Origin of the sequence: Krasilnikovia sp. M28-CT-15 (assembly GCF_047159595.1) — a bacterium.
In the GTDB taxonomy this organism is placed as follows: Bacteria; Actinomycetota; Actinomycetes; order Mycobacteriales; family Micromonosporaceae; genus Actinoplanes.
The window spans coordinates 2,539,491-2,553,274 of the sequence record NZ_BAAGAK010000001.1; the positions used below are offsets into that span (position 1 = coordinate 2,539,491).

The 13,784-nt window shown below is 68.8% G+C and carries 11 protein-coding genes; 6 read left to right on the forward strand and 5 right to left on the reverse strand.

The features are described 5' to 3' along the window. Nucleotides 1-5: 5 nt before the first annotated feature. From ACMCNO_RS12010 to ACMCNO_RS12025, 4 genes are all read left to right on the forward strand, one after another. The gene (locus ACMCNO_RS12010) at nucleotides 6-1,262 is read left to right on the forward strand and encodes a cysteine desulfurase (RefSeq protein ID WP_412749485.1); all 1,257 of its coding nucleotides are present in this window, start codon (nucleotides 6-8) and stop codon (nucleotides 1,260-1,262) included. Beyond that, nucleotides 1,259-1,717: a Fe-S cluster assembly sulfur transfer protein SufU gene (gene sufU / locus ACMCNO_RS12015; RefSeq protein WP_412753681.1), complete on the forward strand. Its 459-nt coding sequence runs from the start codon at nucleotides 1,259-1,261 to the stop codon at nucleotides 1,715-1,717. The genes ACMCNO_RS12010 and sufU overlap by 4 nt, the downstream gene beginning before the upstream one ends. Nucleotides 1,718-1,754: 37 nt before the next feature. Further along, on the forward strand, nucleotides 1,755-2,204 hold the full coding sequence (locus ACMCNO_RS12020) for a metal-sulfur cluster assembly factor (protein ID WP_412749486.1): 450 nt from the start codon (nucleotides 1,755-1,757) through the stop codon (nucleotides 2,202-2,204). An 88-nt stretch (nucleotides 2,205-2,292) separates the two neighbouring features. Beyond that, nucleotides 2,293-3,048, forward strand: a complete 756-nt coding sequence (locus ACMCNO_RS12025) for a maleylpyruvate isomerase family mycothiol-dependent enzyme (protein ID WP_412749487.1) — start codon at nucleotides 2,293-2,295, stop codon at nucleotides 3,046-3,048. Between the two features lie 150 nt (nucleotides 3,049-3,198). Here the strand turns inward: ACMCNO_RS12025 and ACMCNO_RS12030 are convergent, their stop codons facing one another. From ACMCNO_RS12030 to ACMCNO_RS12040, 3 genes are read right to left on the reverse strand one after another with little or no spacing between them, the layout of a single operon-like run. Next, nucleotides 3,199-4,914 (reverse strand): response regulator, encoded by a 1,716-nt coding sequence (locus ACMCNO_RS12030; protein ID WP_412749488.1) that lies wholly within the window; start codon nucleotides 4,912-4,914, stop codon nucleotides 3,199-3,201. Further along, nucleotides 4,911-9,518, reverse strand: a complete 4,608-nt coding sequence (locus tag ACMCNO_RS12035; protein ID WP_412749489.1) for a hypothetical protein — start codon at nucleotides 9,516-9,518, stop codon at nucleotides 4,911-4,913. The genes ACMCNO_RS12030 and ACMCNO_RS12035 overlap by 4 nt, the downstream gene beginning before the upstream one ends. Next, nucleotides 9,518-10,099: a hypothetical protein gene (locus ACMCNO_RS12040; RefSeq protein WP_412749490.1), complete on the reverse strand. Its 582-nt coding sequence runs from the start codon at nucleotides 10,097-10,099 to the stop codon at nucleotides 9,518-9,520. The genes ACMCNO_RS12035 and ACMCNO_RS12040 overlap by 1 nt, the downstream gene beginning before the upstream one ends. Nucleotides 10,100-10,680: 581 nt before the next feature. Here ACMCNO_RS12040 and ACMCNO_RS12045 point away from each other — a divergent pair. Beyond that, nucleotides 10,681-11,277: a LysE family transporter gene (locus ACMCNO_RS12045; RefSeq protein ID WP_412749491.1), complete on the forward strand. Its 597-nt coding sequence runs from the start codon at nucleotides 10,681-10,683 to the stop codon at nucleotides 11,275-11,277. 11 nt (nucleotides 11,278-11,288) lie between these two features. Here the strand turns inward: ACMCNO_RS12045 and ACMCNO_RS12050 are convergent, their stop codons facing one another. Then, complete coding sequence (locus ACMCNO_RS12050; RefSeq protein ID WP_412749492.1) at nucleotides 11,289-11,972, reverse strand: DNA alkylation repair protein; 684 nt, start codon at nucleotides 11,970-11,972, stop codon at nucleotides 11,289-11,291. Nucleotides 11,973-12,004: 32 nt separating this feature from the next. Between ACMCNO_RS12050 and ACMCNO_RS12055 the strand changes: the two genes are divergently transcribed. Next, nucleotides 12,005-12,643 (forward strand): acVLRF1 family peptidyl-tRNA hydrolase, encoded by a 639-nt coding sequence (locus ACMCNO_RS12055; protein WP_412749493.1) that lies wholly within the window; start codon nucleotides 12,005-12,007, stop codon nucleotides 12,641-12,643. Here ACMCNO_RS12055 and ACMCNO_RS12060 read toward each other — a convergent pair. Further along, nucleotides 12,640-13,563 (reverse strand): neutral zinc metallopeptidase, encoded by a 924-nt coding sequence (locus ACMCNO_RS12060; RefSeq protein ID WP_412749494.1) that lies wholly within the window; start codon nucleotides 13,561-13,563, stop codon nucleotides 12,640-12,642. The genes ACMCNO_RS12055 and ACMCNO_RS12060 overlap by 4 nt on opposite strands. Nucleotides 13,564-13,784: the final 221 nt, after the last annotated feature.

Below are 13,784 nucleotides of genomic sequence, written 5' to 3' on the forward strand. Positions count from 1 at the left end.
CCACGATGACGTTCGACGTTGCCCGGGTGCGTACCGACTTCCCGATCCTCGGTCGGGAGGTCAACGGGCACCCACTGGTGTACCTCGACAGTGCGAACACCTCGCAGAAGCCCCGCGCGGTGCTCGACGCGATGCGCGCGCACCACGAGCGGCACAACGGCAACGTCTCCCGTTCGGTGCACACGCTGGGCACCGAGGCGACGTCGGCGTACGAGGACGCCCGTGCGAAGGTGGCCACCTTCATCGGCGCCGCCTCCCCCGACGAGGTGGTGTTCGTGAAGAACTCCACCGAGGCGATCAACCTGGTCGCGTACGCGTTCTCGAACGCGGCCACGCAGCCCGGCGCGGACCCGCGGTTCTCCCTCGGCCCCGGCGACGAGGTGGTCATCTCCGAAATGGAGCACCACTCGAACATCGTGCCGTGGCAGCTGCTGTGCCAGCGCACCGGCGCGACCCTGCGCTGGTTCGGCATCACCGACGACGGACGGCTCGACGAGTCGCGCCTCGGTGAGCTGGTCAACGAGCGGACGAAGATCGTCTCGATCGTGCACATGTCGAACATCCTCGGCACGATCAACGACCCCGCCCGGATCGTCGCCCGGGCGCACGAGGTCGGCGCGCTGGTGCTGCTGGACTGCTCGCAGTCCGTACCGCACCTGCCGATCGACGTGGCCGCCCTCGGCGCGGACTTCATCGCGTTCACCGGCCACAAGATGCTCGGCCCCACCGGCATCGGCGCGCTGTGGGGCCATGGCGAGCTGCTGGCGGCCATGCCGCCCGTGCTCGGCGGCGGCTCGATGATCGAGACCGTGACGATGGAACACACCACGTTCGCCGCGCCGCCCGCCCGCTTCGAGGCGGGCACCCCGCCGATCGTCGAGGCGGTCGGCCTCGGCGCCGCGGTCGACTACCTGTCCGCGCTCGGCATGGAGGCCATCCACCACCACGAGCAGGAGATCACCGGGTACGCCCTGAAGACCCTCGCCGACGTCCCCGGGGTACGGGTGTTCGGCCCCGGCGGGCCGGAGGGGCGCGGCGGCACGGTGTCGTTCGACGTGGCCGGGGTGCACCCGCACGACGTCGGCCAGATCCTCGACGACCTCGGGGTGGAGGTGCGGGTGGGTCACCACTGCGCCCGCCCCGTGTGTGCCCGGTTCGGGGTCTCCTCGATGACCCGCGCGTCGTTCTACCTGTACACCACGACCCAGGAGATCGACGCGCTGGCGCAGGGGCTCGACCGGGTGCGGAAGGTGTTCGCCTGATGATGGACCAGCTGTACCAGGACATCATCCTGGACCATTACAAGCACCCGCACGGGAAGGGACTGCGCGACCCGTTCGGCGGAGAAGCGCACCACGTCAACCCGACGTGCGGGGACGAGATCACCATGCGGGTGGCGGTCGAGGGCGACAAGCTGGCCGACATCTCGTACGACGGTGCGGGCTGCTCGATCAGCCAGGCGTCCGCGTCGGTGCTGCACGAGCTGCTGCAGGGCAGTGACACCGCGCAGGCGTTCCGGGTGCACGAGGCGTTCCTGGAGCTGATGCAGGGCCGGGGCCAGGTGGAACCGGACGAGGAACTGCTCGGCGACGGGATCGCGTTCGCCGGGGTGGCCCGCTACCCGGCGCGGGTGAAGTGTGCGTTGCTGCCCTGGATGGCGTTCAAGGACGCGGCGGCACGCGCCGGAGTGGGCGCGAGCCCGGAACTGACGGCATGACCCCGTACTGCGAGCGCATGCGAAAGGTAGGCACGGCATGAGCGACAGGACCGTCGAAGAGATCGCCGCGGACGCCGCGGACACCGCCGGCCCGGACGACGCGACGTCCGCGAACGCCATCGCGGATTCCAAGTCCGGCGTCCTCAAGCCGGACGGCCCGGCCAAGGCGTCCGCCGCGGACGTCGAGGAGGCGATGCGCGACGTCGTCGACCCCGAGCTGGGCATCAACGTGGTGGACCTCGGCCTGCTGTACGGCACCCACATCGACGACGAGAACGTCGTCACGCTCGACATGACCCTGACGTCCGCGGCGTGCCCGCTGACCGACGTGATCGAGGACCAGACCCGGCAGGCCCTGACCGGCGGCCCGGGTGGCGGCGTCGTCAGCGACTTCCGGATCAACTGGGTGTGGCTGCCGCCGTGGGGACCAGACAAGATCACCGACGACGGCCGGGAACAGCTGCGGGCGCTGGGCTTCAACGTCTAGTCCACGATGCGGGTGGCCGCGTCCGGGTCGGATCGACGCGGCACGCGACAGACAGGGAATTGTCGGAGCCGGCTGCTACAACATCGGCATGACGCCGACACCGCCCTTCCCTGAGCTGCTGTCGTTGATCGACGAGCGCTCTGCCGTGCTGCGCGACGCGGTCGACTCCGCCGGTGCCCTCGATGTCACCGTGCCGGGCTGCCCGGACTGGTCTCTGCGCGAGCTGACCACCCACCTCGGCGAGGTGCAGCGGTTCTGGTCCGTGGTGGTCTCCGACGCGGATCCGGCCCAAGCGCCGTCGCGCGAGCGCATCCCCGACCCGGCGCCGGCCGGTGACCTTCTCGCCTGGTCGGCCGAGTCGACCCGGCTCCTGCTGGCCGCGCTGGGGCAGGCCGGACCGGATCGGCCGTGCTGGACGTGGTGGGGCCCGTCGGGCGCGCCGCTGACGGCCGGAGCGGTCGCCCGCCACCAGGTGCAGGAGGCCTCGGTGCATGCGTTCGACGCACAGGAGTCGATCGGCAAACCCGAGCCGTTGCCGTCCGTGGCCGCGCTCGACGGAGTCGCCGAGTTCGTGCAGGTCGGACTCGGCTCCCTGGGGGCCTGGCGGCACGATCCGGCCCGAATCGCCTTCGCGGCCGTCGAAGGGCCGTCCTGGCTGGTCGACCTGTCCGCCGAGGGAGCCAGGCTCGAACCCACCGCCACCGACGCGCCGCGGGCCACCGTCCGGGCGCCGGCCAGCGATCTCGTCCTGGCCCTTTATCGGCGGATTCCCCTGGAGCGGGTCCGCGTCGATGGCGACCGGGCACTGGTGGAGCGGCTCCTGGCCTGGGGTGACACGGAGTGACGGCTGGGCGAGCCAGCGGCCCGCCCCGTCCCGGTGGTGGGAGGCTTTGTGAGGAAGCCGGGCGTGCGCCACGTCGGTGGGCGAGCACGGCCGGACGGACACCATGGCCGCGCGCCCCCGTCCGAGGCGGCAGCGGTGCCCGCGACGATGTCAGTGTCCTAAAGCCTTAGCAGCCCGGCGGAGGTGCGAGGCAGCCGCGGACAACGCGACTACGGCCCGGGTCGGCAACATGCCGGGCCGGCTCCCCTGCCGGAGGAACTCCCGCGCCAAAGCCACGTGCCACTGCCAGTGCCAGAAGGCGTCGCGCAGGCCCAGCTCGGCAATGCACAGGTATTTTCGCTGCTCGGTGACGACCTGCGCGATGAAAGCGTCGACCGGGGTCGTCAACTCGCCGGCGGCATCGCCGGCGAAGCCACACCGTGCATCGGCGTCCCCGGCGTAGCCACACAGTGCATCGGCGTAGGCGCAGTCGTCGGCAACGGCGGACCACAGCATGGACTCGACGCCGGACCGCCGCACCTGCAGCACGAGATCTACCAGCAGGCGGGTCGAGTCGGTGGCCCAGTGATGTGGCCCGTACTGCGATGCGTCGACCAGCACGGGTCGCGGCCGGCCTACCGTTTGAACCAGGACGTTGCTGGCATGCAGGTCGCCGAAGGCGTGGACGTAGACGACAGTCTTGTCGATCATGCTGCGGTCGACGCCCGGCAGGGAGCCGGCCTCGACATACGTGCGCAGCAGCGCGACCAGGTCATCGACGTCCTTCCGGTGGACTCCTTGGGGATGTGCCCAGACCGGGGCGTAGGTCTCGAGGGCGTCTTCGATTCGGAGCCTGTGGAGTGGGGCAGTGGCGAGCCATTGAGAGGTGTCCCGGTCCTGCCGCAGACTCTCCTGGAACAAGCTCTTCAGATGCCCGCCGAACAACTCGTCGGCCACCTGTCGAGCCTGCGTGGTGGTCGTCTCGGTGCTTCGCAACCAGGAATCCAGAGTCACGGCGTTGTTTGCCAGGGCTGCAGCCAGGGCGCCGTAGTCGGAAGAGCGGTCGGTCTTCAGACCACCGGAATGCGTGACCAGCACTTGTGGGGTCAGCACCCGCGCCGCCTTGTCGTTCGCCGTGCGCTCCGCCTCCAACGCGGCACGGTCGAGGCCGATCTTGAGGACGAAGGACTCCGCGGGCTGCCCCGCCTGAACGCGACGTACCTTACACACATGCGCCCCTGAACGACCGGGCGCGAGACGGTTGACATGGAGAATCGCACCGGCGTCGTTGTCGCGTTCCAGAAACTCGAGGATCAAGGTACGGGCGATGTGCTCACCGCGGTCGATCACGTCCCCCCGCGCCCCGGGCGGTTCGCCGAGGCCGCTCAGCATGGATTGGGTGCCGGTGTCCTCTCCAAATTTGATTTCGAAATCGTGTACGCGCCCCAAAGCCTTCATGTGTTTGCGGATCCGGCGTGCCAGACTTTCGGCGTCCCATTTATCTGAGCCGTGGTTGCCCGTCGACGTTGTTGTCAGTCGCCCCCGGATAATCGCCTCGTTGGCGCCAGCGCCCATCGAGAGCTCGCGGAAACTTGGGTGGTCGTCCGCCTCGGCGGTGACCACCAGGATGTAGCAGTCGAGTCCTTGACGTAACCGAATCTCCGCCACGACGCTTTGGCCGGTCTCGCCATGCTCCAGGGCGTAGTCGATGATGGCGAAGTCGAACTTCGGTAGGTCCTGCACCATCCTCAACGCCGCCAATATTGAATCGGGCGTCTCCCAGTCCACCTGCCAGTTCAACGTCTTGAAGCCGTGGTCCACCACCCCCTTGGTCCGCTCTGCCATGAACGGTTTGTTGTCGACGATCAAGGCCCGGACGGTGGTCATGCCGGCATCCTCCATACGTCCAGTTCCACCGCGACGGCGTACGTCCAGCCCTTCCCGGCCGGAACTTCCTTGAGAGTGCCACCGAACCGAGCCAGCCGATGCCGTAGCGTTTCCAGGCCCGTTCCCCCGCCAGGGGTGTCCCGTTTGCTGCCGCTGTTGCGGACCGTGACGGTGATGCGTTCCGGGTGCGGCTGGGTGAGTTCGACCTGGAACCGCGGGACGGCGTCGCGGATTCGATGGGTCACCTCAGCGTTGATCCGGATGTGCGTGAAGGTATCAGTGATCAGGCGGTTGGTGCAGAACACAAGCTTTGTGGACCGCGGCCCTGAAAGATTGAATCGGTCTTCGGTGACGAATTCGGCGGGGGGTGGAAAGAAGTCATCAATGTATTTGATGACGTTGATCGGACCGCGGCCGATGACTCGTGGAAGCAAACCCTTGGGTTCCAACACGAACCGCAGCCACCACTTCAGGTTGGCGAGCAGCTCGCGGGACTTGTCGGCAGAGGGCCGGGCACCACTCTTGATCTCGCTTATGATGTCGTCAATGTAGACGGTTGTTTCGTCGATCATCTTATCGCCGCCGACGGACAGCGATTGTTCCCACCGGGCGGCGTCTTCTGCGGACATGTCGGCGAGCACAATCTTACTGAGCAGGATTTGCCGCAACGGTTCCACATTCGGCAGTACCGTCTCGTGTAGGTATCGTTCGCAGGTCTGCCAGAGTTCCCGCATCTCGTCGACATTGCCGACCGTCCCGCCCCTTGCGGCGAGTTCGACTCCCTCGTGGATGTGCCACACGTAGTTCTGGTAGTCGTGTGAGACCGACTTCATTTCATGGCGGAGCGTGAACCACGCGGCCTGCGCATCAGTGGGTCGTTTCCGCAACGGACGCCGTGCGTGCGACAACAAGTAGCGGATCAGGGGGAGTGTGACGAAATCCGAGCTGATCCTCGGCGCCTGGTCCTTGTCTCGCAGCTGGTCCTCCAGGTACATGAGACCCTCCGTCAACTGCTGTGCGACCCGGTTCCGGGGGTATTGCACGGACCCGCGCGGATCGACGATCAGCAGTAGGGTCTCCAGAAGCACCTGCTCGATCACCAGTCCTTCACGCCGGTTGGTACGCAGGATCCCGGTCAGCTCCCGGGCGAACCGCTCCGGGGCCGCGTGGGCCAGGAGAATGGCAGCCTGCGCGCGAAGCCGGGGTTCGATCAGCAAGGCGGCGTTGTCGGCCAGCATCGAAGCGGCCATGTCCGCGATCTTCGAACGACACTCAGGGAACCACAGCGGCGCCGACATGAGCCAATGCGACTCGGCGACCAGCAGCCGGATGAGTGCGTCCCGAGCTGGCTGGTTCCGCGCCATGGCGGAGAGCCGGCTGAACACCTTCGCCCGACGTGTGGTGTCGAGCGCGGCATCCCGCAGTTGCAGACGCCAGCTCAGGTACTCCACGCAATCGGGCTGGCTCACGTTCGCTCCGAAGAGATCGGCCGCCTGCTCCTCGAACAGCGCAGGCTTGGTCCGCGCCTCGAGCGTTCGCATCAACCAGGTACGGTGCCCGGCGAGCGCGTGGGGAATCGGCGTGTACAAGGTCACCGAGCCGTACCGGCGGCGTAGCGCGCAGATGGCGCAGCGGCCGCTGGTGAGACTACGCATGGCTGTCTTGGCGACGTAGTAGATCTCCAACCCGGCCGGGCCGAGCGTCGACTCCTGGATCGAACGTCGAACCGTGGCTATCCGCTGCAGGTTCACGGCATCGCTGTCGCTCATTCCGTTGAGCAGGAGGACCACGGTGATGATGACCGCGTCGTTGTCGGCGGCCAGGCCGACCAGTTGCTGGACGGTGTGGCCGCTGCTTGAGCCGGAATCGAGGATCACGGCGTGCTTGACCGGGGGCAGATTCACCGAGCCCGTCAGCTGCCAGTTCCCGGCATGCGCGGCCCTGGGCACGGCGACCGGCCGTGCCAGGTTGAGGTCGGCCGTCGTCAGCGCCGCGTGCAGCCAGTCCGCAGTGGTCGTCAGGTCGTCCGCCGTACCCGCCGGAAACAAGAGACAGGCCGCCGCGTCGGCGGTGCCGAAGGATTCGCGATGTCGCTCGCTGATCACGCCGGTGATCTGGTCGAAGACCTTCCGGGACCACTCCTTCTCCCGGAAGAGGAGCGTCGGGTCGACGTATGCGGTGTAGTGCCGGTCGGCCGGCCGCTCGATGTGTCCGAGCCGGGCCGCCATGTTGCGTTGCAACGCCTGCACATATTCGCCCTGCTTGACGAGGTACCGCGGGGTGGGTCGCCGACCGGCCTCGGGTCGGCGCAGGACGGGATCGATCGGCACCGGCTCGTCCCGATCGCCAGCGCCGGGATCCATGTCCACTGTGGCCAGGCTGACCAGTGGGATGCGGCCGGAGCCGTACTGGACGTGGTGGGGTTCGCTGACCCGCTGGTCCACCGTGCGGGCGTCCACCACGGCCGCGACGCCGACGGGAAACAGCTCCCGATCGACCGTGTCGGTCAGAGCTCGGAACAGGGTCGTCCCGCTGGAGACGACATCCGTCACCAACAGGACCCGCGTGCGGGCGTCCGACTGGTGCTCCGCGGAGGGGATATCCTGCAGGGAATCGACATATTCATCGTGACCCGTCAGCGACCGTGCGAACGCGGCAACCATCTCCGTCGGCGTGTGTTCGAGGCGGACGATCACTGGCGGACGCGCGTCCACCTTCAAAGTGGTTACGGCGTCCTCGACGAGGGCAGCGAGCGTGACGCCCGTCAGTGCCTGCAACGTCAAACGGTGCAACAGGGCGTCCAGGTCAAACCACCGGCTGGTCACGCGCAGGGTCGGGGTCAGGTACCGGCCCCGCCACACGTCGCCCTGACCGGATCCGCGCGGAGCGTCCCGGATCGTGTGGGCGATCTCATCTCCGACCCATCCCGCCAAGGCCGTGATCGCGTCCTCCGGCCGCGCCTGCAGGGCCACCGACTCCTCACCGACCAGCAGCAACCGGGTCCGGTTCGCGAGCTCCGCGATCGCGGCCGCCTCGTCGTCCGGCCATGATGAGATCGTGTCCGCCGCCGGGGGATCGGCGGTCGACAGCCGGGCAAGCACCCTTCGCTGTAGTGGTGTGCCGCCGACCCAGTAGTGCCCGTTGCTGGGGGCGATCACAAGAATCGGTGGAGGCAGCGCAGCGCCTGCTGCGGCTCGCTCATCGAATCTTGCGTTGAGATACTCCACCGCCACGGACATGAGGGGGCGATTGACGTTCGGGAACGCGATGGTCACCGGCTGGGCGGCGATGTCCTCCGCGGCGATGGCCAGGATCTGGGCGATGGCGTGACCTATGCCGGCGTCGTCGGCGCGGTCGCCGGCGTGCGGAGCATTCACGGCGACGACCAGGTCCGTGGTTCCGGCCGCCAAGTTCCCGCGCAGGTCCCGGATACGAGCCCGATCCTCCTCGAGCAGGCCCGCCGGCGAGGACAGCTGGGTCGTGACAGACGCAATCTTCGGTCGTGCTGCTGATTGACGGCGGCGCGGCGTGGCGAGCTGGCCCGCGCCGGTGAGTGCGGTGTCGCCGGGGCTGGTCAGAACGGCGCACTCCACGAATGTCCCGTGCAGCCCGCCCGGGATGGCACCCACCACCTCCCCGGACTCACCATCCCCGTAGACCCGGCCGGTTACCTGCGTCCCATTCGAGACCAACAGGGCCCCTCGGTACGCACGGACGACCCGCGAGACTTTCCACAGCCCGCGTGCCGCTCCGTCGAAGCCACTGTCGGTATCGCCCAGGCATGTGTCGAACGCTCTGACGACGGCGTCGGGACGAACCATCGCACGGCCGGTGTCCGCCACGACGAGCCTGATGAGCGGGCTGTTGACTGCCGCGGCCCGCCTGGCGGAGCTCTGTATCGACGTGTCGAAGTCCTCCGCCCGCGCATCGGATGTGTCAGGATCGATGATGACTCCGCCCAGGAGAATCTCCGCAGTACCGGAATGCTGCTCGGCATTCTCGAGCAACTCGAAGACGATGCCACGGTTTACGGCAGCGGCCGTCTCCGACCGCAGGCCCAGTTCGCGCAGTGTCCTGTATGTTTCGTCCGGCCGTTTCATCAACATATTTCGGACGGACTCGACTGTCATCCAACGGTAGCGGAAAATTCGGCGGTACCGATGCGACGGCGCTGCCTGGGATGCCGGCCCTCGCGACTCCACCTCCGCATTGGCTGGAACCACGTCGGATCTCGGCTCATCGTCTACATGGCGGCCCAATGCCTCAACCATGCCGGTCTGCTCGAGATAGAGGCGGCAGGTCTGTCGTCTCATGACGCGCGGCGCCGTATTCGAGTCTTGCGGGGTGCCGGTTTGCAGGCCCTCAACGCTGGGCAGCCGTACGGAGCAGTCCGCCCCGGCGTTGGCGACACTGCGAACGAAGACGAGCAGGCGGCCGAGCGTCACGAAGTCGGCGTAGCCCACCTCGCCCAGGTCGACCAGCACCCGATCATTGCGCAACGCTCCTTCCCGGTGGCTGCCCTCCGAGAAGCGGTTGGGCAAGGTGGCGAGGGCTGTCGCCCACGATTGAGCGTTCAGGCGCGTCCCGAATGTCAAAACGGACATTACGAGCTCTCCTGTGCTTGAGGCCGGTCAACACCGTCAGTCCGCCCGCGGCCGGTTCGATCGACAAAGACACGGCTCAGGAGGTAACTGGAGGTTCCGACGGCCAGCAGGCCTGTGATCCACACGGACACCACCCCGGCCGTCGCCCACCACGAGTGATGGTCTGAGTGGAAGACGAAGCGTGCGGTCCATCCGAGGGCCAACAAGCTCGCCCCGGGAAAGCAGATGATCAGGGGTAGGTACCAGTCAAGCAACCGACCGGGCCGGTGATTCTCGGCCGCCCACAGAGACCATCCGAAGCCCCCCGGAACCCGCTTGCTCAGCTCCTCCGTGATGTACCGCGAAGCCCAGCGTATTGCGGTCCGCTGGCCGACGTACCGACCACAGAGCAGATAGGAACTCAACGGAACGATCATCAGAATTCCCACCGGAACCGGTCGCGACAGGCCGAACGCAAAGATCGCGCTGGTCAGCGTCAACTGCAGCGCGAGGATCTGTTGCTGATATTTGTAACGCGAGTCGATCTCGGTGCGGAGTGTGGTGTATTCGGCAAGCGCGCCTTCGTATTCCCGCTCTGCCATTGCCCCGGAATCCTCCGTTCCGGGCCTGCGTTCGGCCCGATGGATCGGGTCACAGCACTGGTGGGTAGCCTCATTTCGACGCATTCGGTACTTGAACGGGATTCCCGGTCATCACGTCAGGAAAGGCTCAAGCGGTCAAATCCCATGTACCGGGATCCACCATTGTCACGACGCCCGGCAAGCAGTGGGCCGGCACCTCGTTGAGCCGCGGCCGGAGCGGTTGTTGCGTGCGCTCGTTCCGCATCTCGCATCATGACATGCGGCGTACCGCCCAGTCCGTTCTTCGAGTGAAGTCGCCCTCGGTCATGCAGCCGGCCGATTCCGGGGCGACCGAGCAGCTTGCCGCGGCGGAACGTCGCGCCCGCGAACCGGCGGGGAGCGGCGCGGCGGATCCGCAGTTGAAGGGTTGTGAGGTAGTCGGCGAGCGCCACAAATCGGTGGCCGAGGACGGCCGAGTACGGGCACCATGGCCGCGTGACCACGCCTGAGACGTTCCGCCGCCCCACTGTCGCCGCCCTTCCCCGGGCCTCGCGACAGCAGGCGCGTGCGGGCGACCGGCCGGTCCGTCCCGTTCCGCCGTCGTGACCGCCCCGTTCCTGGCCGGCGTGGTCGCCGGCTACGGCGTCGCCATCCCGGTGGGCGCCATCGCGGTGCTGATCGCGGGCCTGAGCGCCCGGACGTCACTGCGCGTCGGCGCAGCCGCGGGTCTCGGTGCCGCCACGGCCGACGGCATCTACGCGCTGGCGGCCGTGCTCGGCGGCGCGGCGCTCGCCGGCTTGATCGCCCCGGTCGCGGTGCCACTGCGATGGGTGGCCGCGGCGGTTCTGCTCGGCCTTGCCGCGCACACCGCCTGGAGCGCCCTGCGCCCGCGCCGCTCCGACGGCCCGGCGCGCTCGGCCGAGACCACGCCGCTGCGGGCGTACCTCGGGATCCTGAGCCTGACGCTGCTCAACCCGGCAACGGTCGTGTACTTCGCGGCGTTGGTCCTGGGCCGCGGCGGCACGGGTGGTGGGGTGATGTTCGTGCTGGGCGCGTTCGTGGCGTCGGCGAGCTGGCAACTGCTCATCGCCGGTGGCGGATCACTGGCGGGCCGGGTGCTGACGGGGGAGCGGGCGCGGCTGGTGACCGCCCTGGTGTCGAGCGCAGTGATCGCGGTGCTGGCGATTCAGCTGCTCTGAGCCGGGCCCGGCTACAGGTGCTTCATCGCCTCGCGGACCGACAGGCCGGACAACCGGTCACCGTTGGCCGCCACGTAGCGGCGGACCGCGTCGGGGTCGGTGCGGGCGTGCTGCCGCAGCGCCCAGCCGATCGCCTTGCGGACGAAGAAGTCGCGGTGCCCGGCCTGCCGGGTGCAGTAGCCGAACAGCCGCTCCGTGTCCGTGTCCGCGCCGTACCGCAGCTGGTGCAGGATCGCGGTCCGGACCAGCCACATGTCCTCGTCGACGGCCCAGGCGTCCATCTCGGTGACGAGCTCGGGGTGCCGCCGGACGAGACCCCCGGCGACCCACGTGGCCAGCGGGTCGACCGTGTCCCACCAGGGCTTCGTACTGATCAGGGTGCGCAGCGTGGGCACGAAGCCGGTGCCGGGCACGGCCGCGTGGCGGCGCAGGTAGGTGCAGGCGAAGTACTGGTACTCGCGCTCGGGGAGCTCCCAGCAGGCCAGCGCGACCGCGCGCAGGTCGTCCTCGGCCGGCTTGGGCAGCCCGGTCCACACGGTACGGTTCAGCGCGGTCTGGGTCGCGGCGGGCATCCCGAGGAACGGGAACTGGTCCCGCATGTACGCGGCCGCCTGCACGGCCCGCCCGGGCTCGCGGGCGGCCGAGTAGGTGCGGACCAGCCGGTCCAGGATCTCGTCGGCGAGCGCTCCGGCCATGTGGCGATCATGCCATCGGTACAGTCGGGGTCATGAGCGCACGTCCCGCCGCCGGGGGTGGCCGTTGGGTCGACGTCGCGCCGGAGCGCCTGCCGCGCTGGCTGGACAACTTCGCGACGCGGCACGGGGCGTACACCGAAGACGGTCTGACCGTGGTCGCCGCGGACGGCGCGTCGGCCGAGCTGGCCGCGCCCCCGGGGGCCCCGGCCGTCGCGGACCTCGCCGGGCTGCTGGGCGTCGCCGCCGCGCCGCGCCGGATCGGCCTGCTGCTGGCCCGCAAGGGCGCGGTCGCGGTCGGCGTCGCCGACGGCGCCGAGCTGGTCACCTCGAAGGTGGAGACGCACTACGTGCAGGGCCGGACCGCGGCGGGCGGGTGGTCGCAGCAGCGCTTCGCGCGCCGCCGTGACAATCAGGCGCGCGCGGCCGCGGCCGACGGCGCCGACATCGTCGCGCGGCTGCTGCTGCCCGAGGTACGCACGCTGGCGGCGCTGGTGACCGGCGGCGACCGGGCGGCCGTGGACGCCGTCCTGGCCCCGCCCGCGTGCGCGCCGGTGGCCGCGTTGCGCGCGGAACGGTTCCTGGATGTCCCGGAGCCCCGGCGCGCGGTGCTGGTGGCGGCGGTCACCGCGGCCAGGGCCGTGCGGATCCTGGTCCGCGATCCCGGGGACTAGACCGCGCCGACGGCGAAGGTGTCGCAGCTCTTCGGGTCGCCGGACTGGAATCCCGTGGCGAACCAGCGCTGGCGCTGGGCACTGGTGCCGTGGGTGAACTCCGCCGGGTTGATGCTGCCGCCGCCGCGCTGTTGCAGCGTGTCGTCGCCGATCTTGCCGGCGGTGTCCAGGCCCTCCTCGATGTCCTGCGCGGTGAGGCGCTTGAAGATCTTCTTGCCGGTCGCGGTCTCGGTGCCGGTGGCGTTCTTGGCCCACGCCCCCGCGTAACAGTCGGCCTGCAGCTCCAGGCGCACGGACAGCTGGTTCGCGTGCTTCGGATCGCGCTGCTGCTCGCGGCGCATCTGCGCCTCGGTGCCGAGCAGGTCCTGGACGTGGTGGCCGTACTCGTGGGCGAGCACGTACGGCTGGGCGAACTCGCCGGGGGCGCCGAGGGACTCCCCGAGCACCCGGTAGAAGGTGAGGTCGATGTAGACCTTGTCGTCGGCGGGGCAGTAGAACGGGCCCACACCGGAGTCGGCCCTCCCGCAGCCGGTCCGTACGACGTTGGAGAAGAACGCGGTCTTGGCGGGCCAGTAGCTCTCGTTGAAGTGCTGCGGCAGTGCCTGGGCCCAGTAGTTCTGGATGGAGTTGACGTACAGGTTGTTGCGGCAGTCGAGCTTCTTGAGCTTGTCGGACTGCGCGCACTCCTGCGCCAGCACGGTGTTGTCGCCGGACTGGCTCCCGCCGCCGCCGTCACCGGTCAGGTGGTTGATGCCCAGGTAGCCGGTGACCAGGGCGATGACCACCGAGACGACGATGCCGGTGAGGCCGCCCCCGCCGATCGGCAGTCCGGCGAAGCCGCCACCACCACCGCCACCGCCGGAGCCGCGGAGGTCCTCGACCTGACTGGTGTCGATCTCGGCGTTCTCGTTGAGTTCCATCTCATCCTCACTGAGCCGTCCGGCCCGGGTGTCCGGGCTGCTCCCCGCTGCCGGCCCGGGCGTGCCCGGGCTGTACCCGCTGATCCTGCCCGCTAATCGGTTGGGGGCCGTATCGGTCGGGTCGCTAGTATGGGCGGGTGCTGCTCTGCGAAGGCTGACCGCCCCGCGCCGACCGCGGACGAAACCGGTCGGCGTCGCCGCGTGCCCTGAGTCAGCCGGAC

Bases quoted from the DNA above. Each gene is read 5' to 3' on its own strand.
- ACMCNO_RS12010 (WP_412749485.1), top strand. From the start codon at position 6: ATGACGTTCGACGTTGCCCGGGTGCGTACCGACTTCCCGATCCTCGGT.
- ACMCNO_RS12020 (WP_412749486.1), top strand. From the start codon at position 1,755: ATGAGCGACAGGACCGTCGAAGAGATCGCCGCGGACGCCGCGGACACC.
- ACMCNO_RS12055 (WP_412749493.1), top strand. From the start codon at position 12,005: ATGAGCGCACGTCCCGCCGCCGGGGGTGGCCGTTGGGTCGACGTCGCG.
- ACMCNO_RS12025 (WP_412749487.1), top strand. From the start codon at position 2,293: ATGACGCCGACACCGCCCTTCCCTGAGCTGCTGTCGTTGATCGACGAG.
- ACMCNO_RS12030 (WP_412749488.1), bottom strand. From the start codon at position 4,914: ATGACCACCGTCCGGGCCTTGATCGTCGACAACAAACCGTTCATGGCA.
- ACMCNO_RS12050 (WP_412749492.1), bottom strand. From the start codon at position 11,972: ATGGCCGGAGCGCTCGCCGACGAGATCCTGGACCGGCTGGTCCGCACC.
- ACMCNO_RS12060 (WP_412749494.1), bottom strand. From the start codon at position 13,563: ATGGAACTCAACGAGAACGCCGAGATCGACACCAGTCAGGTCGAGGAC.
- ACMCNO_RS12040 (WP_412749490.1), bottom strand. From the start codon at position 10,099: ATGGCAGAGCGGGAATACGAAGGCGCGCTTGCCGAATACACCACACTC.
- ACMCNO_RS12035 (WP_412749489.1), bottom strand. From the start codon at position 9,518: ATGTCCGTTTTGACATTCGGGACGCGCCTGAACGCTCAATCGTGGGCG.